Annotated in this window: 18 protein-coding genes and 1 pseudogene; 15 read left to right on the forward strand and 4 right to left on the reverse strand. The window is 47.6% G+C overall.

The window, feature by feature from the left end; genetic code table 11:
- Nucleotides 1-134: 134 nt before the first annotated feature.
- Together exbD and exbB are read right to left on the reverse strand one after the other, a co-directional pair.
- Nucleotides 135-560: a TonB system transport protein ExbD gene (gene exbD / locus PS053_RS10465; RefSeq protein WP_001240708.1), complete on the reverse strand. Its 426-nt coding sequence runs from the start codon at nucleotides 558-560 to the stop codon at nucleotides 135-137.
- A gap of 6 nt (nucleotides 561-566) precedes the next feature.
- Nucleotides 567-1,301 (reverse strand): tol-pal system-associated acyl-CoA thioesterase, encoded by a 735-nt coding sequence (exbB, locus tag PS053_RS10470; RefSeq protein WP_000527852.1) that lies wholly within the window; start codon nucleotides 1,299-1,301, stop codon nucleotides 567-569.
- A 251-nt stretch (nucleotides 1,302-1,552) separates the two neighbouring features.
- On the opposite strand from exbB, the gene metC reads away from it, so the two are divergent.
- Both metC and yghB read left to right on the forward strand, forming a co-directional pair.
- Nucleotides 1,553-2,740, forward strand: coding sequence for a cystathionine beta-lyase (gene metC, locus PS053_RS10475; protein WP_059218202.1), 1,188 nt, complete (start codon nucleotides 1,553-1,555; stop codon nucleotides 2,738-2,740).
- Between the two features lie 139 nt (nucleotides 2,741-2,879).
- The gene (gene yghB, locus PS053_RS10480; RefSeq protein WP_000268446.1) at nucleotides 2,880-3,539 is read left to right on the forward strand and encodes a DedA family general envelope maintenance protein YghB; all 660 of its coding nucleotides are present in this window, start codon (nucleotides 2,880-2,882) and stop codon (nucleotides 3,537-3,539) included.
- Between the two features lie 38 nt (nucleotides 3,540-3,577).
- Here the strand turns inward: yghB and yqhC are convergent, their stop codons facing one another.
- Nucleotides 3,578-4,477: a DNA-binding transcriptional regulator YqhC gene (yqhC, locus tag PS053_RS10485; protein ID WP_025238335.1), complete on the reverse strand. Its 900-nt coding sequence runs from the start codon at nucleotides 4,475-4,477 to the stop codon at nucleotides 3,578-3,580.
- Nucleotides 4,478-4,671: 194 nt separating this feature from the next.
- On the opposite strand from yqhC, the gene yqhD reads away from it, so the two are divergent.
- The 7 genes from yqhD to yqhH all read left to right on the forward strand — a co-directional run bounded on the left by yqhD (nucleotide 4,672) and on the right by yqhH (nucleotide 10,608).
- Nucleotides 4,672-5,835, forward strand: coding sequence for an alcohol dehydrogenase (gene yqhD, locus PS053_RS10490; RefSeq protein ID WP_001058795.1), 1,164 nt, complete (start codon nucleotides 4,672-4,674; stop codon nucleotides 5,833-5,835).
- 104 nt (nucleotides 5,836-5,939) lie between these two features.
- Nucleotides 5,940-6,767 carry a 2,5-didehydrogluconate reductase DkgA gene (dkgA, locus tag PS053_RS10495; protein ID WP_000013161.1) on the forward strand — a complete coding sequence of 276 codons (828 nt, stop codon included), beginning with the start codon at nucleotides 5,940-5,942 and terminating at the stop codon, nucleotides 6,765-6,767.
- A gap of 183 nt (nucleotides 6,768-6,950) precedes the next feature.
- Entirely contained in the window at nucleotides 6,951-8,405 is a 1,455-nt protein-coding gene (locus tag PS053_RS10500; RefSeq protein ID WP_256878827.1) for a DASS family sodium-coupled anion symporter, read from the forward strand.
- Nucleotides 8,406-8,522: 117 nt separating this feature from the next.
- Entirely contained in the window at nucleotides 8,523-9,458 is a 936-nt protein-coding gene (locus PS053_RS10505; protein WP_059225116.1) for a YqhG/Tai3 family protein, read from the forward strand.
- Nucleotides 9,459-9,659: 201 nt separating this feature from the next.
- Nucleotides 9,660-10,007, forward strand: a complete 348-nt coding sequence (locus PS053_RS10510; protein ID WP_000597944.1) for a hypothetical protein — start codon at nucleotides 9,660-9,662, stop codon at nucleotides 10,005-10,007.
- A 39-nt stretch (nucleotides 10,008-10,046) separates the two neighbouring features.
- Complete coding sequence (locus tag PS053_RS10515) at nucleotides 10,047-10,295, forward strand: LPP leucine zipper domain-containing protein (protein WP_044708328.1); 249 nt, start codon at nucleotides 10,047-10,049, stop codon at nucleotides 10,293-10,295.
- A 55-nt stretch (nucleotides 10,296-10,350) separates the two neighbouring features.
- Nucleotides 10,351-10,608 (forward strand): lipoprotein YqhH, encoded by a 258-nt coding sequence (gene yqhH / locus PS053_RS10520; RefSeq protein WP_000719315.1) that lies wholly within the window; start codon nucleotides 10,351-10,353, stop codon nucleotides 10,606-10,608.
- Between the two features lie 43 nt (nucleotides 10,609-10,651).
- On the opposite strand, the gene PS053_RS10525 is transcribed toward yqhH, so the two are convergent.
- A complete protein-coding gene (locus PS053_RS10525) occupies nucleotides 10,652-12,862 on the reverse strand; it encodes a YgiQ family radical SAM protein (RefSeq protein ID WP_256878826.1) in 2,211 nt (736 codons plus the stop codon).
- Nucleotides 12,863-13,113: 251 nt separating this feature from the next.
- Here PS053_RS10525 and PS053_RS10530 point away from each other — a divergent pair, with 251 nt between their 5' ends.
- The 6 genes and pseudogenes from PS053_RS10530 to PS053_RS10555 all read left to right on the forward strand — a co-directional run bounded on the left by PS053_RS10530 (nucleotide 13,114) and on the right by PS053_RS10555 (nucleotide 19,251).
- Entirely contained in the window at nucleotides 13,114-13,863 is a 750-nt protein-coding gene (locus PS053_RS10530) for a FadR/GntR family transcriptional regulator (protein WP_000438649.1), read from the forward strand.
- A gap of 312 nt (nucleotides 13,864-14,175) precedes the next feature.
- A pseudogene (locus tag PS053_RS10535) lies at nucleotides 14,176-15,637 on the forward strand (mannitol dehydrogenase family protein).
- Nucleotides 15,634-16,650: a zinc-binding alcohol dehydrogenase family protein gene (locus PS053_RS10540; protein ID WP_000853936.1), complete on the forward strand. Its 1,017-nt coding sequence runs from the start codon at nucleotides 15,634-15,636 to the stop codon at nucleotides 16,648-16,650. Before PS053_RS10535 ends, PS053_RS10540 begins: the two are co-directional and overlap by 4 nt.
- A gap of 10 nt (nucleotides 16,651-16,660) precedes the next feature.
- Nucleotides 16,661-17,671 (forward strand): Ldh family oxidoreductase, encoded by a 1,011-nt coding sequence (locus PS053_RS10545; protein ID WP_000214535.1) that lies wholly within the window; start codon nucleotides 16,661-16,663, stop codon nucleotides 17,669-17,671.
- A 72-nt stretch (nucleotides 17,672-17,743) separates the two neighbouring features.
- The gene (locus PS053_RS10550; protein ID WP_256878825.1) at nucleotides 17,744-18,727 is read left to right on the forward strand and encodes a TRAP transporter substrate-binding protein; all 984 of its coding nucleotides are present in this window, start codon (nucleotides 17,744-17,746) and stop codon (nucleotides 18,725-18,727) included.
- A gap of 41 nt (nucleotides 18,728-18,768) precedes the next feature.
- On the forward strand, nucleotides 18,769-19,251 hold the full coding sequence (locus PS053_RS10555) for a TRAP transporter small permease (protein WP_001193039.1): 483 nt from the start codon (nucleotides 18,769-18,771) through the stop codon (nucleotides 19,249-19,251).
- The last annotated feature ends 4 nt before the right edge of the window (nucleotides 19,252-19,255 follow it).

Consider the following 19,255-nt stretch of genomic DNA (forward strand, 5'->3'; position numbering starts at 1 on the left):
CGGGCATCATCGTACGTTTAACTCTTGCCAGATGCGACATTAGCGCCTTACCCAGCCGACAAATTCGTGAAAATTCAATATATCACGATATATCTTGTAGGCCTGATAAGTGTGGCGCATCAGGCAATTATGCTTTACTTCGCTTTGGCGGTTTCTTCGCCAACCAGACCTATCTTCAGGTAACCCGCCTGATGCAACGAATCCATTACCTTCATCAACGTCTCGTAATCGACGGTCTTGTCAGCACGAAAGAAGATAGTAGTATCTTTTTTGCCTTCCGTTAACGCATTCAGCGCCGTGATCATGGTTTCATCGGTGACCGGATCATTACCGATAAACATCGATTTATCTGCCTTCACCGACAGATAAACCGGCTTTTCCGGGCGCGGCTGCGGCGTACTGGTAGAAGCAGGCAAGTTCACCTTCACATCTACCGTCGCTAATGGCGCCGCCACCATAAAGATAATCAGCAGAACCAACATCACGTCGATAAACGGCGTCACGTTGATATCGTGCATTTCGCCATTATCGTCGAGGTTTTCGTTAAGATGCATTGCCATTGAGCATTACCCTGCACGTAATTTTTGTGCGACACGTACCGGATGCGCCGCGGCGCTGGCTTCCAGATCCAGGTCACGACTTTGCAGCAACAGAACCTGCGCTGCGACATCGCCCAGCATCGCTTTAAAGCCGCCAATCTGACGTGCAAATACGTTATAGATAACGACCGCCGGAATCGCAGCCACCAGACCGATTGCCGTTGCCAACAGAGCCTCTGCGATACCCGGCGCAACCACCGCCAGGTTGGTAGTCTGCGTTTGCGCAATACCGATAAAGCTGTTCATGATGCCCCAGACCGTACCAAACAAGCCCACAAACGGCGAAATCGCACCGATGGTTGCAAGGTAGCCATTACCACGGCCCATTTGGCGACCTACTGCGGCGACCCGACGCTCAAGGCGGAAACTGGTACGCTCTTTAATACCTTCGTTATCATCGCTGCCTTCTGACAGTTCCAGCTCATTTTGCGCTTCATTGAGCAAATGCAGACTTAAGCTTTTGCTACCAAAATCAGCAGCGATATCGTTGGCCTGGTTTAAGGAGCGAGCTTCAGCCAGCATTTGCTGTTCGCGCTTAAGACGGCGCTTCTGGTTGAAGAACTCAACGCTCTTACTGAAGAAGATTGCCCAGGTGACGACGGAGGCCAAAATCAGCCCGATCATCACACACTTAACAACAATATCGGCGTGCTGATACATACCCCAGACGGAAAGATCCGTCTGCATTAAATTATTACCCACTGTGTATCTCCAGGACGCAAGTCACAAAATCTGCGCATAATAATATCAAAACGACGTCGAATTGATAGTCGTTCTCATTACTATTTGCATACTGCCGTAGCTTTGCTTTCTTTTCCTTGCGTTTACGCAGTAAAAAAGCCACCCGCATGTCATTTGCGAAAATTTTCTTCTTTGTGCCAATTCTTCAGGATGCGCATGACAACATTCATGCTAATTTAGACATCCAGACGTATAAAATCAGGCATCTCAACATGGCAGACAAACAACTTGATACTCAGCTGGTGAACGCAGGACGCAGCAAAAAATACACTCTTGGTGCGGTGAATAGCGTGATTCAGCGCGCTTCTTCGCTGGTTTTCGACAGCGTGGAAGCGAAAAAGCACGCAACACATAATCGTGCTAATGGCGAATTGTTCTATGGAAGGCGTGGAACGTTAACCCACTTCTCACTGCAAGAGGCGATGTGCGAGCTGGAAGGCGGCGCAGGATGTGTGCTGTTTCCTTGCGGTGCCGCGGCTGTTGCTAATTCCATTCTTGCCTTTGTCGAACAGGGCGATCATGTGTTGATGACCAATACCGCCTACGAACCGAGTCAGGATTTCTGTAGCAAAATCCTCAGTAAATTAGGGGTGACGACATCATGGTTTGATCCGCTGGTTGGTGCGGATATTGTTAAGCATCTACAGCCAAATACCAAAGTGGTTTTTCTGGAATCACCAGGCTCCATCACCATGGAAGTCCACGACGTTCCGGCGATTGTTGTCGCCGTGCGCCGCATGCTGCCGGACGCCATCATTATGATCGATAACACCTGGGCTGCTGGCGTACTGTTCAAAGCTCTGGATTTTGGCATTGATGTTTCCATACAGGCGGGAACAAAGTATTTGGTCGGTCACTCAGACGCGATGATCGGCACAGCGGTTTGCAATGCCCGCTGCTGGGAGCAACTGCGAGAAAATGCCTATCTGATGGGGCAGATGGTCGACGCCGATACCGCCTATATGACCAGCCGCGGCTTGCGAACGTTAGGCGTGCGTCTACGTCAACATCATGAAAGTAGCCTGAAAGTCGCCGAATGGCTGGCGGCGCATCCTCAGGTCGAACGGGTTAACCATCCAGCTCTGCCTGGAAGTAAAGGGCATGAATTCTGGAAACGAGACTTTACAGGCAGCAGCGGGCTATTCTCATTCGTGCTCAATAAAAAACTGAGTAACGAAGAGTTAGCGAACTATCTGGATAACTTCAGTTTATTCAGCATGGCTTACTCATGGGGCGGTTATGAATCGTTAATCCTCGCAAACCAGCCGGAGCATCTCGCCGCCATCCGTCCGCAAGGTAAGCTCGATTTTAGCGGTACGTTGATTCGCCTGCATATTGGTCTGGAAAACGTCGATGATTTGATTGCCGATCTGGACGCGGGCTTCGCGCGAATTGTGTAACATTGCAAGCTTTGGACAATTTTGCAGACATTTTATTGTGAAAAGTCTTAAATTGTTGCGTCCGGGATCAAGGCGTCCTGGACGATTCAGGAGTACAATAGGCAGATAAAGGCTAAAACGCTGTTCCACAGGAAAGTCCATGGCTGTTATTCAAGATATTATCACTGCGCTCTGGCAACACGACTTCACTGCACTGGCTGATCCCCATATTGTTAGCGTTGTTTACTTTGTCATGTTTGCCACGTTGTTTTTAGAAAACGGTTTGTTGCCGGCCTCATTTTTGCCAGGCGACAGCTTGTTGATACTGGCAGGTGCATTGATTGCCCAGGGGGTTATGGATTTTCTTCCAACCATCACGATCCTGACTGCCGCAGCCAGTCTGGGCTGCTGGTTAAGCTATATTCAGGGACGCTGGTTAGGCAATACTAAAACGGTGAAAGGCTGGCTGGCGCAGCTTCCGGCTAAATATCACCAGCGCGCCACTTGTATGTTTGACCGCCACGGTTTGCTGGCGCTGCTGGCGGGGCGTTTTCTCGCATTCGTGCGCACACTGCTGCCAACGATGGCGGGCATCTCCGGGCTACCAAATCGTCGATTCCAGTTTTTTAACTGGTTGAGCGGTTTGCTGTGGGTATGTGTCGTCACCAGTTTTGGCTATGCCTTAAGCATGATCCCGTTTGTTAAACGCCATGAAGATCAGGTAATGACATTCCTGATGATTCTGCCGATTGCCCTGTTAACCGCAGGTCTGCTGGGCACACTGTTTGTAGTGATTAAAAAGAAATACTGCAACGTCTGACGTTTTACTCCGTTCCCGGCCCACGGGCCGGGAACGCATCAATTCCCCTGCATCATCCGCATTCTTGCCGCATCTTCCCCTGGCGTCACGCCAAAGTAACGTTTGAACTCACGACTGAACTGCGATGCGCTCTCATACCCCACGCGCATCGCCGCCGCGCTGGCCTTCATGCCATCGTGGATAATCATCATCCGCGCCTTATGCAGACGGTAATTTTTCAGATACTGCAACGGCGAGGTACTGGTGACAGACTTAAAATTATGGTGGAACGCCGAAACGCTCATGTTGGCTTCTGCTGCCAGTTGCTCAACGCTTAAATTTTCGGTGTATTTATTCTCAATCCGTTTCAGCACACGACTTATCAGGCTGAAATGCGTCTGGCGACTTACCAGCGCCAGTAACGAACCGCCGCAAGGTCCGGTCAGCACGTAGTACAGAATTTCGCGGATAATCTGTTTACCGAGAATGCGCGCATCCAGTGGTCGCTCCATCACATCCAGTAACCGCTCTGCCGCGCATAAAATCTCTTCTGACAACGTGGCGGAGTTTATGCCGCTGGCTGCCGTTGATGGCTGAAAACGTTCATCTTCGCCAATGTCCATCAACAATTCCTGTAACTGCAACATATCGACATTAAGACGCAAGCCTGCCAACGGCACCTCCGGCGTGGCATAGGTTTCGCACTCAAACGGTAATGGTACCGTCAGCAACAGATATTCATTGGCGTCATAACGAAACACGCGCTCATTGATATAACCAACTTTATGCCCGGAAAAGAGGATTATGATGCCAGGATCGTACATCACTGGCGTACGTGCGCCAGGCGTCTCACCATACAACAAGCGCACATTGGGCAACAGTTCTGATAAATTATTTTCTTTATTTTTCAGACTATTAATTTTATCCGTCAACAGACGGCAAATTTCTTCACGTTTCATATCGCGTAATTTCTTAGGAATAATACGGCAATTTGATTGTGCGCAATTTTGTACCATTTCTCCAGCACTCTGGAGAAATAGGCAAGACATTGGCAGAAATGAGCATTGAGAGCCCCGGCGCTGGAGACCACAATAAAAAACATCAGGCAGACTGACCTCTGCACTCATATTGACCCAGTAAAGGGAGCCAAAAAATGAACAACTTTAATCTGCACACCCCAACCCGCATTCTGTTTGGTAAAGGCGCTATCGCTGGCTTACGCGAACAAATTCCTCACGATGCTCGTGTATTGATTACCTACGGCGGCGGCAGCGTGAAAAAAACAGGCGTCCTCGCTCAAGTGCTGGATGCGCTGAAAGGAATGGACGTACTGGAGTTTGGGGGTATCGAACCCAACCCGGCTTATGAAACGCTGATGAACGCCGTAAAATTGGTTCGCGAGAAAAAAGTCACTTTCCTGCTGGCCGTTGGCGGCGGTTCTGTACTGGACGGCACCAAATTTATCGCCGCTGCTGCCAACTACCCGGAAAACATCGATCCGTGGCACATCCTGCAAACGGGCGGTAAAGAGATTAAAAGCGCCATTCCAATGGGCTGCGTACTAACGCTGCCAGCGACGGGTTCAGAATCTAACGCAGGCGCAGTTATCTCCCGTAAAACCACTGGCGACAAGCAGGCGTTCCATTCTGCCCACGTTCAACCAGTATTTGCCGTGCTCGACCCGGTTTATACCTACACCCTGCCGCCGCGTCAGGTGGCTAACGGCGTAGTGGACGCCTTTGTACACACGGTGGAACAGTATGTAACCAAACCGGTTGATGCAAAAATTCAGGACCGCTTCGCAGAAGGCATTTTGCTGACGCTGATTGAAGACGGCCCGAAAGCCCTGAAAGAGCCAGAAAACTACGATGTACGCGCTAACGTCATGTGGGCGGCGACTCAGGCACTGAACGGTTTGATTGGCGCAGGCGTACCGCAGGACTGGGCAACACATATGCTGGGGCATGAACTGACGGCGATGCACGGTCTGGATCACGCGCAAACGCTGGCTATCGTCCTGCCTGCGCTGTGGAACGAAAAACGCGACGCCAAACGCGCTAAACTGTTGCAATATGCAGAACGCGTCTGGAACATCACCGAAGGTTCTGACGACGAGCGTATTGATGCCGCAATTGCCGCCACCCGCAACTTCTTCGAGCAATTAGGCGTACCGACCCACCTCTCCGACTATGGTCTGGACGGTAGCTCCATTCCGGCATTGCTGAAGAAACTGGAAGAGCACGGCATGACCCAACTGGGTGAAAATCATGACATTACGCTGGATGTCAGCCGCCGCATTTACGAAGCCGCCCGCTAAGCTTTTTACGCCTCAAACTTTCGTTTTTGGGCATTTCGTCCAGACTTAAGTTCACAACACCTCACCGGAGCCTGCTCCGGTGAGTTCATATAAAGGAGGAACGTATGGCTAATCCAACCGTTATTAAGCTACAGGATGGCAATGTCATGCCCCAGCTGGGACTGGGCGTCTGGCAAGCAAGTAATGAGGAAGTTATCACCGCCATTCAAAAAGCGTTAGAAGTGGGTTACCGCTCAATTGATACCGCGGCGGCCTATAAGAACGAAGAAGGCGTCGGCAAAGCCCTGAAAAATACCGCACTAAACAGAGAAGAGCTGTTCATCACCACCAAACTGTGGAACGACGACCACAAACGCCCCCGCGAAGCCCTGCTCGACAGCCTGAAAAAGTTACAACTTGATTATATCGATCTCTACTTAATGCACTGGCCTGTTCCGGCTATCGATCACTATGTGGAAGCCTGGAAAGGCATGATCGAGTTGCAAAAAGAGGGATTAATCAAAAGCATCGGCGTCTGTAACTTCCAGATCCACCACCTGCAACGCCTGATTGATGAAACGGGTATAGCGCCTGTTATCAACCAAATCGAACTTCACCCGCTGATGCAGCAACGTCAATTGCATGCCTGGAACGCTACGCACAAGATTCAGACTGAATCATGGAGTCCATTGGCCCAGGGCGGAAAAGGCGTTTTTGACCAGAAAGTCATTCGTGAACTGGCGGATAAGTACGGCAAAACCCCGGCGCAAATTGTCATCCGCTGGCATCTGGATAACGGTCTGGTGGTGATCCCGAAATCGGTCACGCCTTCACGTATTGCCGAAAACTTTGATGTCTGGGATTTCCGTCTGGACAAAGACGAACTTGGCGAAATTGCCAAACTCGATCAAGGCAAACGCCTCGGTCCAGATCCAGACCAGTTCGGCGGTTAACACCTCTCCAGGCCCGGTATTCCTGCCGGGCTTTATTTTCGAAATATTAAGAAACAATTAGTCCCTGAGCGTCAGTGTATTTTTTCCGTATATACGTGCAGCATTACCGCCAAATAATCACATAATTACTCATAATTATTATATTTAATACATTTATATTCATATAAATTATAGGTGTTAACTATGGCGGAAGAAAAGTCTCAGGGCGTCAAATGGCTCCCATTAATTTTTATTGTTCTTATTTCTGGAGGTTTGTGGCAAATTTCCCCACCTTCTGGTCTTAGCGGGCCGGCCTGGCATTCAGCGATTATTTTTGTCGCGACCATTGCATCAATTGTGGCAAAGGTTCTTCCCATCGGCGCTGTAGGTATTATCGGTATCACCATCTTTGCTCTTGCCTACGCAGCAGGAGATACAACACCCAGTCAGGCTATCGCAACAGCTCTGAGCGAGTTAAACAGTTCGCTTATCTGGCTGATTGTCGTAGCATTTATGATCGCCAGAGGATTTATTAAAACCGGATTGGGGCGTCGTATTGCGCTGCAAATGATCCGTCTGTTAGGTAAACGGACTCTGGGGCTGGCGTATGGCCTTGCCTTTGCCGACCTGATACTCTCTCCCGCCATGCCCAGTAATACCGCACGCTGCGGAGGAGTTATTTACCCCATTGCCGATTCTCTGGCGCGTAGTTTCGACTCACGTCCTGATGATGAATCACGCAGTAAAATTGGTACCTTTCTGGTCACATGTATCGGTAACGTCAATGATATAACTGCAGCACTGTTTATGACCGGTTATACCGGCAACCTGTTGGCGGTAAAACTGGCAGCAAATGCCGGAGTAACATTGACCTGGGGAAGCTGGTTTATAGCGGCGCTGCTGCCATGTGTGGTTTCGTTGTTGATCGTCCCGCTTTTGGTTTACTGGCTGACGCGCCCGGAGATCAAACATACCCCAAATGCTCCTGATATCGCCCGTAAAGAATTGGCCCAAATGGGCAGGATGTCGCGTGGTGAGTGGCTGATGCTGGCAACGGTTGGTGTTTTGCTGGTGTTGTGGATTTTTGGCGATGTACTGAAAGTTGATGCCACTACCGCGTCGTTTGTTGGCCTGTCAATTTTATTGCTAAGTGGTGTTCTCAGTTGGGAAGATGTCAAAAGCGAGAAAGGCGCATGGGATACCTTAATCTGGTTCGCTGCGCTGTTGATGATGGCCAACCAATTGAAAAAACTCGGCTTCACTACCTGGTTTGGTAACCTTATAGGTGACACAATTGGCAGTGCAATGGGCGGTACCAGTTGGATAGTGATTTTGTTACTGCTTAATGCGGCATATTTCTATACCCATTATTTCTTCGCCAGTGGTAACGCACAGATTGCAGCATTGTATGCAGTGTTCCTCGGTGTCGGGCTACATCTTAATATTCCGGCAGCTCCCATGGCGCTGATGTTGGCATTTACCAGCAGCCTTTACTGCTCATTAACGCAATACACCCATGCCCGAGGCCCGATTCTGTTTGGTGCGGGATATGTCCCAACAGGTGTATGGTGGCGTACCGGGTTTGTTATCAGCTTATTTAACCAGGCAGTATTTATTACAGTCGGCCTGGCCTGGTGGAAAATGCTAGGTTTGTATTAAGTTTATTTTTGTCAAATTAAACCGTTTTTTCTATCCGTGGAGAAAACGGTTTTACGCCGTATTTAATACCAGGATAAATAGATTCACCAATAAAATGGATTATGAGGGAACAATAAAATGAAAATGTTTCTCTTGATTATCAATATTCTTTTGATATTCCCTGCCCTCGCACAATCACCATCACTGACAGTCGAACAAACGGTCAGGCAAATTTACCAAGACTATACTGGTGGAACCAGCGTGCCTTATTTCGGTGATGGCGGAGAGAAAGCCATAACGTCAGTGCGAATGCAAAAGGCGCTGACTCTGAATGATAATCTCACGCTACCAGGCAATATTGGCTGGCTGGATTACGATCCGGTTTGTGATTGTCAGGACTACGGTGATCTGGTGTTAGAAAACGTTGCAATCACCCAGACGGATGCCGATCACGCGGCTGCCATCGTGCGTTTCCGCCTCTATAAAGAAGATAAAGAAAAAATAACGCAAACACTGAAAATGGTGGCTGAAAATGGTCGCTGGGTCATTGATGATGTTGTCAGTAGCCATGGCAGCGTCTGGCAAGCGGTTAATGGCGAGAATGAAAAAATACTGACAGTGCTGGCGTCGCTGCAAAAAGAACAACCTGAAGCTTTTGTTGATGAATTATTTGAACATATTGCCGATTATAGCTGGCCCTGGACATGGGTTGTTTCCGATACCTATCGTCAGGCAGTAAATGCCTTTTATAAGACGACCTTCAGGAATGGCAGTAATTCTGATGAAGATATGCAGACAGAGCGACAATTTATTTACGATAACCCGATCTGCTTTGGTGAGGAAACGCTATTTTCCCACATTGATGAAATTCGTACTCTGGAGAAAAATGCCGACGCTGCCCGTATTCATGTTCGTTTTTCGCTAACCAATGGTAATAGTGAAGAACAGGATTTGGTTTTACAGAAACATGAAGGAAAGTGGGAAATAATGGATTTTATTCGTCCAGGGAGTGGGAGTTTGCTCAAACAAATTGAAGCCAAAACCACGGATAGATTAAAGCAAGGGGCTGAGTAAAATGCCAAAAACAACGTGCCCAATCTGCCTTATCCATTCCATCACTTTGCCGCATGGGGTTTGTCAGGTTTGTTTTAATCGATGAAAAGCCTGGCATTTTCACACCAGTGATTTCTGGAAGGAGAGCTGGGAAATACTCTTCAGCCCCGGGAAGGATAATCTCGATTTATTCATCGGAAAGATAACTCAGGGCAGAACTTAATGATTAAAACCGAGTTTGGTATTATTGATGAAATTGATACTAATAAAGACTATGGTCACTATGAGCCTGAGAAATACAACTGCGTCTATATTGATGATGATATTTATATTAATGATTGGTGGGAACAACTCAACGCGGTAAAAACATTTTATCATAACTTAAGTCGTCCAGGTTATGCACTTGCTCGCCATGGAGTTACCATCATCCCACCGGGTTCATTAAAACAATTTCATCATATTGTGATATCAGACCCAAGATTCAAGCATGACCATTTACTTTTTTCTTTATCAGTAGTAATACAAAAAGCCATCATTGAAAATAAACATATGATACATTTTGGCATATAATAAAAATCATGATGAAATCTAACAAAAGGCACCATAAAAATGAAAATAATTCTATTATTGATTTCACTGATACTCTGCGTAGCCTGCAGCCCCAGTAGCCAAAAACTCACTCATATAGAAAAAGACATTCAACAGGTGAATATAAAAGTGAATCAACTCCAAATGGATATTGATGCTTTACGTCAGGAAGTTCAGGCCGCCAAAGAAGCAGCAGAAAGGGTAAATACACGGTTGGACGAGGCAGCGGAATGGCCTAACGGATTTTTTGCGAATCCACCGCGTTATTAACCGATCGCTAAGCGTAAAAATATAATTAGGAACAATAAATATAAGGGAACAATAAATGAAAAAGATTTTCACCGCGGGAATAGTCATTCTGGCAACCAGTCTGTTAAATGGTTGTGTGAATGAGCAAAAAGTCAATCAACTGGCGGGCAATGTGCAAACTCTGAATGCAAAAATAGCCCGGCTTGAGCAGGATATTAAAGCATTACGTCCGCAAATCTACGCCGCAAAATCCGAAGCCAACAGAGCCAATACGCGTCTTGACGCCCAGGACTTTTTTGATTGTCTGCGTTGTTTGCGTCTATATTCGGAATGATAAAAATAGCCCCGGCAGCACATTGCTGCCGGGGATTTGTGACTTAACGACCTGATGCCACTTTAGGGCGTTTCTTCGCCCCTGTATTCACCAGACGAGGCTGCACTTTCTTTGCTCCTGCTGGCGTTTGCCGTTGAGTCGCCATCGGCGTATGTTTGGTCAACGCCGGACGGGTATTACGGTTCTGACGGCGAGCTTCGCGCATCTCTTCAATAGTTGGCGCTGGAACTAAACAATCACGACGGCTGCCTATCAAATGTTTCTTACCCATCGCTTCCAGAGCCTGGCGGATTAACGGCCAGTTTGCCGGATCGTGATAACGCAGCAACGCTTTATGCAGGCGACGCTGCTTATCGCCTTTCGGCACAAAAACGTCTTCGCTCTTATAACCAATCTTCGCCAACGGGTTTTTGCCGGTGTAATACATGGTGGTTGAGTTAGCCAGCGGCGACGGATAGAAATTCTGTACCTGGTCGAGGCGGAAGCGATGCTTTTTCAGCCACAGCGCCAGGTTCACCATATCTTCATCGCGCGTACCGGGGTGCGCGGAGATGAAATACGGGATCAGATACTGCTCTTTACCTGCCTGTTTCGAGTAGGTGTCGAACAGCTCTTTAAAGCGGTCATAGCTGCCCATGCCCGGCTTCATCATCTTCGACAGCGGCCCTTCTTCGGTATGCTCCGGGGCAATCTTCAGATAACCACCAACGTGATGGGTCGCCAGCTCTTTGATATAGCGCGGATCTTCCACGGCGATGTCATAACGCACACCGGAGGCGATCAGGATCTTCTTGATACCTTTCAGATCGCGAGCACGGCGATAGAGATTGATCGTCGGTTCGTGGTTAGTGTCCATATGCGGACAAATATCCGGGTAGACGCAAGACAAACGACGGCAAGTCTGTTCAGCGCGCGGTGATTTGCAGCGCAACATATACATGTTCGCAGTCGGTCCGCCGAGATCGGAAATCACGCCCGTAAAACCTGGAACAGTGTCGCGGATCGCTTCAATCTCATTGATGATCGAATCTTCGGAGCGGCTCTGAATAATGCGCCCTTCATGCTCGGTAATAGAACAAAAAGAACAGCCGCCAAAGCAGCCACGCATGATGTTGACCGAGAAACGAATCATTTCGTAAGCCGGAATACGGGCATTACCGTAAGCCGGATGCGGCACGCGCTTGTACGGCAACGCAAAAACGCTGTCCATCTCTTCGGTAGAAAGCGGAATAGCAGGCGGGTTAATCCACACATAGCGGTCGCCGTGTTTTTGCATCAATGCACGAGCGCAGCCTGGGTTGGTTTCGTGGTGCAGAATACGCGAAGCATGAGCGTACAGGACTTTATCGCCCTTCACTTTCTCGAAAGAAGGCAGCAATACGTAGGTTTTTTCCCACGGTTTCGGGCGCGGCGGCTGCACGGTTACGGCTTTCGCTTCCTGCTTTTTCGGCGCAACAGGTTTGTTATCCGCACATGGCAAATCCTCGCCATACGGATGCGGAATTGGGTCGATTTTTCCAGGTGTGTCAAGACGGGTGGAATCCACGCCACTCCAGCCAGGCAGTGCCTCTTTCACAATAATCGCGGTATTACGCACATCGCGAATTTCACTAATCGGCTCGCCCATCGCCAGACGATGCGCCACTTCCACCAGCGGACGCTCGCCATTGCCAAACATCAACATGTCGGCTTTAGAATCCACCAGCACTGAACGGCGCACGGTATCAGACCAGTAATCATAATGCGCGGTACGCCGCAGGCTGGCTTCGATACCGCCGAGGATCACCGGCACATCTTTCCACGCCTCTTTACAACGCTGGGTATAAACCAGTGTTGCACGATCCGGGCGCTTACCCGCGACGTTATTCGGCGTGTAGGCGTCATCATGGCGCAAACGGCGATCGGCTGTGTAACGGTTGATCATCGAGTCCATGTTGCCCGCAGTAACGCCGAAAAACAGATTCGGTTTCCCCAGACGCATAAAGTCGTCTTTGCTGCTCCAGTCCGGCTGAGCGATGATCCCGACACGAAACCCCTGCGCTTCCAGCATACGACCACAAATCGCCATCCCGAAGCTTGGGTGATCAACATACGCATCGCCTGTTACCAAAATGATGTCGCAGCTATCCCAGCCAAGTTGATCCATCTCTTCACGTGACATCGGCAAAAACGGCGCCGGTCCAAAACAGGCGGCCCAGTACTGCGGCCAGGAGAACAGGTCGCGATCCGGTTGGATCAGGGAGATAGAGCTCATTTTGCTTCCAGAAATGGTAAAAAAATAATCAAAGGCCGGGGATTATACGCTGTATCGCGCGCTGAAATGAAGTGGTGTTGATGAAAGGTTACGAAACTATTTTTCACAGCCCTACCGCAGCAAACACATTTAAGGCTGGCGGTCTCCTGGCAACTGCCGCTACTATTTACCCCGCTCAGCACCGCTCGCCCTGAAAGAAGTCATGTTGCATGACGATCGGCTATCCGAGGACACCCACAGTAAGGCAAGGTATGGAACAGGTTATTACAAAACGCCGCTATTACGATATTGGTCTACAGATTGAAGAGTTACTGTATTCAGGCGTATTCAAAGCCGGAGAGCGCTTACCTTCAGAACGTGAACTTAGCGAGCGGTTTAATACCAGTCGAACGACCATTCGTGAAGCCATCATTATGCTGGAACTCAAAGGCGTACTGAATGTGAAGCAAGGTTCAGGGATCTTTTTTGTTGATTCCACTGATAAGCTTAATCAGAAATCATTAATGCCCTATTCAGAAATCGGTCCATTTGAATTGTTGCAGGCGCGTCAGGTAATTGAGAGCAATATTACAGGCTTTGCGGCCCGTCAGATCAGTTTTAATGAGCTACAAGAGTTAAAGAAAATCATTAAGTTACAAGAGAAAGCTATTGCCGCAGAAAGTGATAAATTTGAAGAACTGGATCACCGTTTTCATAGCATTATTGCCGAAGCGACACAAAATCGGGTACTCATCAAACAAGCAGCCGAATTATGGCGGGCAGTGCGCACAGAAAATCCACGCTGGAAAAAGCTGAACTACAAATACCTGCACGAAAAGCATTTGCGTCTGCAATGGCTGGAGGATCACCGGGCTATTTTTCTTGCTTTGCAACAGAAAGATTCTGAACTCGCCAGAGAAGCGTCCTGGAAGCATCTGGAAAATAGCAAAAACGAACTGATCAAAATCTTCAAACAAGACACCTCAATCAGCGATTTTGATGACTTTTTCTTCGCACGTTGACCTTCATTAGTCCAGAGCTGACGTGAAAAATGGCGCCGGCTCTGCGTCCCGCCCCCATTGGTACACGCTCTATTACTAATTGGTCTAATAAATCGGACGGCTAATATTAGTATTGATTCCCCCCAATATGATCTCTTGAAAATTCCCAGATCGATTTATACATACAACCTACTGATATTAAATAAAATAGCTTATTTTCATTCTGTTTCTTACTTTGACCTTTATCTGCAAGCGTGATGCATATCTCTGTTTTTGGTCTAGTGAATTATGTAAATTGGTCCACACACAATAACCAACAGAGATAAGAACACAATGTCAGGGAACGAAAGCATCGCTGTCGCCCACTATGATCAGGTAACCACCTGGCCTCGGGGCGGGTTACAGGCAGATATTGTCCATATTGGTTTTGGCGCTTTTCATCGGGGACACCAGGCTGTCTATACGGATCTCACCAATCAGCTTTCGGACACCCGCTGGGGGATCTTTGAGATCAACCTGTTTGGTGATGCTCAACTGATCGAAAACTTAAATGCGCAAAATGGGCTGTTTTCGGTTGTGGAAACGTCTGCATCGCAATCTACCTCGCGCCTTGTGCGTTCGGTGGCTGGCGGTATTCATACGCCAGTGGACGGCATTGCCGCAGCGATCCAGAAATTGACTGAACCTCAGGTAAAAATCGTTTCATTAACCATCACCGAGAAAGGCTATTGTCTCGCGCTCGCTTGATCTCACCAATGGATTAATCCAACACGATCTACAAAACCCGGATGCGCCTCAGTCGGCTATTGGCTTGATCGTCTGTGCTTTGCAACAACGTAAAGCGGCCGGACTCGCTGCTTTTAGCGTGCTCTCCTGCGATAACTTGCCAGACAACGGACATCTGACGCGAAATGCCGTTCTCGGTTTTGCCCGACAACTGGACCAGCCCCTGGCTCAGTGGATCGAAGAAAATGTCTCGTTTCCAGGCACGATGGTCGACCGCATTGTTCCGGCAATGACTGAATCGCAATTCGCCTTACTGGAAACGAAAACCGGTTATGCCGACCCCTGCGGAATCGTCTGCGAATCGTTTCGTCAGTGGGTGATCGAAGATAATTTTGTGCGCGGACGGCCGGAATGGGATAAAGCCGGCGCGATGTTGGTCAGTAATGTTCAGCCTTATGAAGAGATGAAGTTACGCATGTTAAATGGTAGCCATTCATTTCTGGCTTATAACGGCTCGCTGGCAGGTTATGAATTTATCTGGCAATGCATGGAAGACGCTGATTTTCGTTCCATTACCCTCCAGCTGATGATTAATGAACAAGCCCGAACACTTAATCCAGACTTAAATATCAACATCCAGGAATACGCCGACCTGTTAATTGAACGTTTTAGCAACCGTAACGTTGCACACCGTACCGGACAAATAGCCATGGACGGTTCACAAAAGCTTCCCCAGCGAGGGCTGACTCCCTGGCTGAAATTGCATCAGCAAAAACAAAACAATGCTGTTCTGTCACTGCTCGTCGCTGGTTGGTTGCATTATGTCATTGAAGCCGTTGAGAAAAGCCAGTCTGTCGCTGATCCAATGAGTGAACAATTTCAGGCGCTAATAAAGGAACAACAAGACGCATGGCAACAGGCACTCGCATTACTGCACCTTAGCGCCATATTTGGTGAATTAAGCAATCATCAGCCATTTATAAATGAAATAAAAATCGCCTTTGCGAATATAGAAAACAACGGCATCAAGGCTACCATTAGCCAGTTATTATTGGATAAGCAAAAATGAAAACATTAATTTGTCAGCGGCCTGGCGTTATGGAATATGAGGAAAAGGATATTCCCGTGCCAGCAAATAACGAAGTGCTATTAAAAATTAAAGCCGTGGGTATTTGTGGTACTGATATTCACGCATTTGCCGGTAGACAGCCTTTTTTTAGCTACCCACGTGTATTAGGCCATGAAATATGCGCCGAAGCGGTTTCACGAGGTAGCCAGTGCCAAACAGCACAGTCAGGCCAGCGCTATTCCGTCATCCCATGCATACCATGTGGCGAGTGCGCAGCCTGTCGGGAAGAGAAAACGAACTGCTGCGAACGTGTTTCGTTGTATGGCGTGCATCAGGATGGGGGTTTTTGTGAATACCTTGCGGTACGTGAAGACAACCTTGTGCCGCTCCCTGACGAGGTCAGCGATAGCGCCGGAGCATTGGTTGAATGCTTCGCTATTGGAGCACACGCCGTTCGCCGTGCTGAGATCAAGACTGAACAAAACGTACTGGTGATTGGCGCCGGACCAATCGGTCTGGCGACCGCAGCCATTGCCAGGGCTAAAGGGGCGCATGTTGTTGTTGCAGATATTGATAGCCAACGTCGCCAGCACGTTGTGGGTAATCTGGCTATTAATGCCTTCGATCCCACACAGGAAGATTTTATTCCCGCGCTTCGTGAGGCCTTTGGAGGCGAACTGGCTTGCGTACTACTGGATGCGACGGGAAATAAAGCTTCAATGAGTCAGGATGTAAATCTTATTCGTCATGGCGGCAAAATTGTTTTTATCGGTTTGTATATTGGTGAACTTGTTATTGACGATCCGACCTTCCATAAAAAAGAGACAACTTTACTCAGCAGTCGCAATGCCACACGGGAAGATTTTGTGTTGGTGATTGAACTGATGCGCAGCAATAAAATTCACGAAAATTTAATGAAAAACCAGCAGTTCAATTTCTTTCGTGTTGGCGAGGATTACCAGCGAAACGTGGTAGAAAATAAAAATATGGTCAAGGGTGTGATTACTTTTTAAGGGAACAAAAATGACAACTGTTTATGTCAGTGAAGAAAATTTAAAATCACTGGTGCACCACAAATTACATACCGCCGGTCTGGATGCCGACACCGCACAACAGGTGACAGATGTTTTAGTTCATGCCGATATTACTGGTGTGCATTCACATGGTGTTATGCGTGTCGAACATTATTGCACCCGTCTTGCTGCCGGAGGGTTAAATAAAACCGCACAGTTTAGTATCGAGCAAATTTCACCGTCAGTGGCAATTCTCGACTCTGACGACGGGATGGGGCATTCCGCATTAATTAACGCCACTGAACACGCCATTAAACTGGCCCAGGAAGAAGGGCTCGGTTTTGTTAGCATTAAAAACACATCTCACTGTGGCGCGTTATCTTATTTTGCAGAGATGATCACCAACAAAGGGTTGGTCGCTATTGTAATGACGCAAACCGATACCTGCGTGGCTCCTCATGGCGGCGCCGAGCGCTTTTTGGGAACTAACCCCATCGCCTTCGGTTTCCCGGTGGAAAACAGCCATCCGATGATTGTTGATATGGCGACCAGCGCCACGGCTTTCGGCAAAATACTGCATGCAAAAGAAACTGGCAAACATATTGCTGAAGGGCTGGCGATAGATAAAGACGGTTATGGCACCACTGATCCGCATAAGATTGAAAATCTGCTACCTTTCGGCCAACACAAAGGTTCGGGCATTGCGCTGGCTATAGATGCACTGACTGGCGTGCTGATGAATGCAAATTTTGGCAACCATATTGTTCGCATGTATGGTGATTATGACAAAATGCGTAAGCTGGCAAGTCTGGTTATTGCTATCGATCCGAAAAAGTTCGGCAATCCTGTTTTTGCAAAAACCATGGCGCAAATGGTCACGGAACTGCATGCCGTTAAGCCAGTTCCCGGTGTCGAAAAAGTATTAGCACCAAATGATCCACAAATACACTACAAAGAAAAATGCCAGCGAGAAGGAATTCCGGTTCCTGAAAGCATTTTCCATTATCTGGCAGAGAATTAATAACCACTTTTTACTATAACGATAGAAAAGCGCGGTATTTATCGTTTCTGTTATATTAACCAGGAGCAGGATATGAAAGCACTTCGTCCTCTAACGGCATCGCTTATGCTGTTAACCAGTTGTTTATTAATTTCCAATGCAACGCTGGCGAAAACAACATTAAAACTCAGTCATAATCAGGATAAAAGCCATGCTGTCCATAAAGCATTAAGTTATTTAGCTGATAAAACTAAAGAATATTCTAACGGTGAACTGGTTATTCGAATTTACCCAAATGCCACATTAGGTAACGAACGTGAATCACTAGAACTAATGAACTCCGGTGCATTACAGATGGTGAAAGTGAACGCCGCGTCACTGGAATCTTTTGCCCCGGATTACAGTCTTTTCAGTCTGCCATTCTTATTCCGCGATCGCGATCACTATTATCGTGTTCTGCAAAGCGATTTAGGTAAAAAAATACTTAAGTCATCAGAAAGCAAAGGTTTTGTTGGTATTACATATTATGACGGCGGTGCGAGAAGTTTTTACGCCAATAAACCGATTACCAAACCTGAAGATTTAGCAGGAATGAAAATCAGGGTTCAACAAAGTCCCAGCGCTATCGCAATGATGAAAGCACTTGGTGGTGTCGCTACCCCTATGGCGCAGGGTGAACTCTACACCGCACTTCAGCAAGGTGTGGTTGATGGCGGAGAAAACAGCACTGTCGTTTATTCCGACATGCGTCACGCCGAAGTCGCAAAAGTCTATTCACGAGATGAGCATACTATGGTGTCAGATGTATTAATTATTAGCACCAGCGCGTTGAATAACCTTGGAGACAAAGAACGCACAGCATTATTAAAAGCTGCCGATGAATCAATGCAGCAAATGAAAGATGTCATCTGGCCTGCAGCAGAAAAAGAGGCCTATGAAAAAATAAAAGAGATGAATGCAACTGTTGTTGATGTTGATAAATCTGCGTTCAAAGCGCGAGTAAAACCTTTATATGACGAGTTCAAGGCAAAAGATGCGCAGTCAGCCAAAAACCTTGAGCAAGTAGAAAATATGTAACCCTAATGGGCGGGTAATACCTGCCCTTTCAAGGAAGACTTATGCAAACATTCACACATATTATTAATAAGATTCTTGCCGGATGTTGCTGCATTATTCTCGCCATTATGGTGTTCTGTGTAACCTGGCAAGTGATTGCACGTTTTATTTTTAACGCTCCCAGCACTGTGCTTGACGAGTTTACTCAGATTTTATTTATGTGGATGATTTTACTTGGCGGCGTCTATACTGCCGGGTTAAAAAAACATCTGGCGATTGAGCTGTTAGCACAAAAACTTCCCGTAGCTTCTGCACGAGTTCTGGACTGCTTTATCCAGATTGTTATAACGGTCTTTGCGATTATTTTTATGATATATGGCGGTAACATTGTTGTCGAAAAAGCTCAACATGTTGGACAAATATCCCCCGTATTAAAATGGCCGATGGATAAAGTCTATTGGGTAATGCCTGTCAGTGGGGTTATTCTGGTTTGGTATTCAGTAATGAATATTATCGACAACTATCGTAAACGGAATTCTCATTAACGAG

The sequence above is a fragment of the Escherichia albertii genome (assembly GCF_028622335.1).
GTDB lineage: Bacteria > Pseudomonadota > Gammaproteobacteria > Enterobacterales > Enterobacteriaceae > Escherichia > Escherichia albertii.

Excerpts from the sequence above, each read along its gene's own strand:
- exbD (WP_001240708.1), bottom strand. The coding sequence starts at position 560 with ATGGCAATGCATCTTAACGAAAACCTCGACGATAATGGCGAAATGCAC.
- metC (WP_059218202.1), top strand. The coding sequence starts at position 1,553 with ATGGCAGACAAACAACTTGATACTCAGCTGGTGAACGCAGGACGCAGC.
- yghB (WP_000268446.1), top strand. The coding sequence starts at position 2,880 with ATGGCTGTTATTCAAGATATTATCACTGCGCTCTGGCAACACGACTTC.
- yqhC (WP_025238335.1), bottom strand. The coding sequence starts at position 4,477 with ATGAAACGTGAAGAAATTTGCCGTCTGTTGACGGATAAAATTAATAGT.
- yqhD (WP_001058795.1), top strand. The coding sequence starts at position 4,672 with ATGAACAACTTTAATCTGCACACCCCAACCCGCATTCTGTTTGGTAAA.
- dkgA (WP_000013161.1), top strand. The coding sequence starts at position 5,940 with ATGGCTAATCCAACCGTTATTAAGCTACAGGATGGCAATGTCATGCCC.
- PS053_RS10500 (WP_256878827.1), top strand. The coding sequence starts at position 6,951 with ATGGCGGAAGAAAAGTCTCAGGGCGTCAAATGGCTCCCATTAATTTTT.
- PS053_RS10505 (WP_059225116.1), top strand. The coding sequence starts at position 8,523 with ATGAAAATGTTTCTCTTGATTATCAATATTCTTTTGATATTCCCTGCC.
- PS053_RS10510 (WP_000597944.1), top strand. The coding sequence starts at position 9,660 with ATGATTAAAACCGAGTTTGGTATTATTGATGAAATTGATACTAATAAA.
- PS053_RS10515 (WP_044708328.1), top strand. The coding sequence starts at position 10,047 with ATGAAAATAATTCTATTATTGATTTCACTGATACTCTGCGTAGCCTGC.
- yqhH (WP_000719315.1), top strand. The coding sequence starts at position 10,351 with ATGAAAAAGATTTTCACCGCGGGAATAGTCATTCTGGCAACCAGTCTG.
- PS053_RS10525 (WP_256878826.1), bottom strand. The coding sequence starts at position 12,862 with ATGAGCTCTATCTCCCTGATCCAACCGGATCGCGACCTGTTCTCCTGG.
- PS053_RS10530 (WP_000438649.1), top strand. The coding sequence starts at position 13,114 with ATGGAACAGGTTATTACAAAACGCCGCTATTACGATATTGGTCTACAG.
- PS053_RS10540 (WP_000853936.1), top strand. The coding sequence starts at position 15,634 with ATGAAAACATTAATTTGTCAGCGGCCTGGCGTTATGGAATATGAGGAA.
- PS053_RS10545 (WP_000214535.1), top strand. The coding sequence starts at position 16,661 with ATGACAACTGTTTATGTCAGTGAAGAAAATTTAAAATCACTGGTGCAC.
- PS053_RS10550 (WP_256878825.1), top strand. The coding sequence starts at position 17,744 with ATGAAAGCACTTCGTCCTCTAACGGCATCGCTTATGCTGTTAACCAGT.
- PS053_RS10555 (WP_001193039.1), top strand. The coding sequence starts at position 18,769 with ATGCAAACATTCACACATATTATTAATAAGATTCTTGCCGGATGTTGC.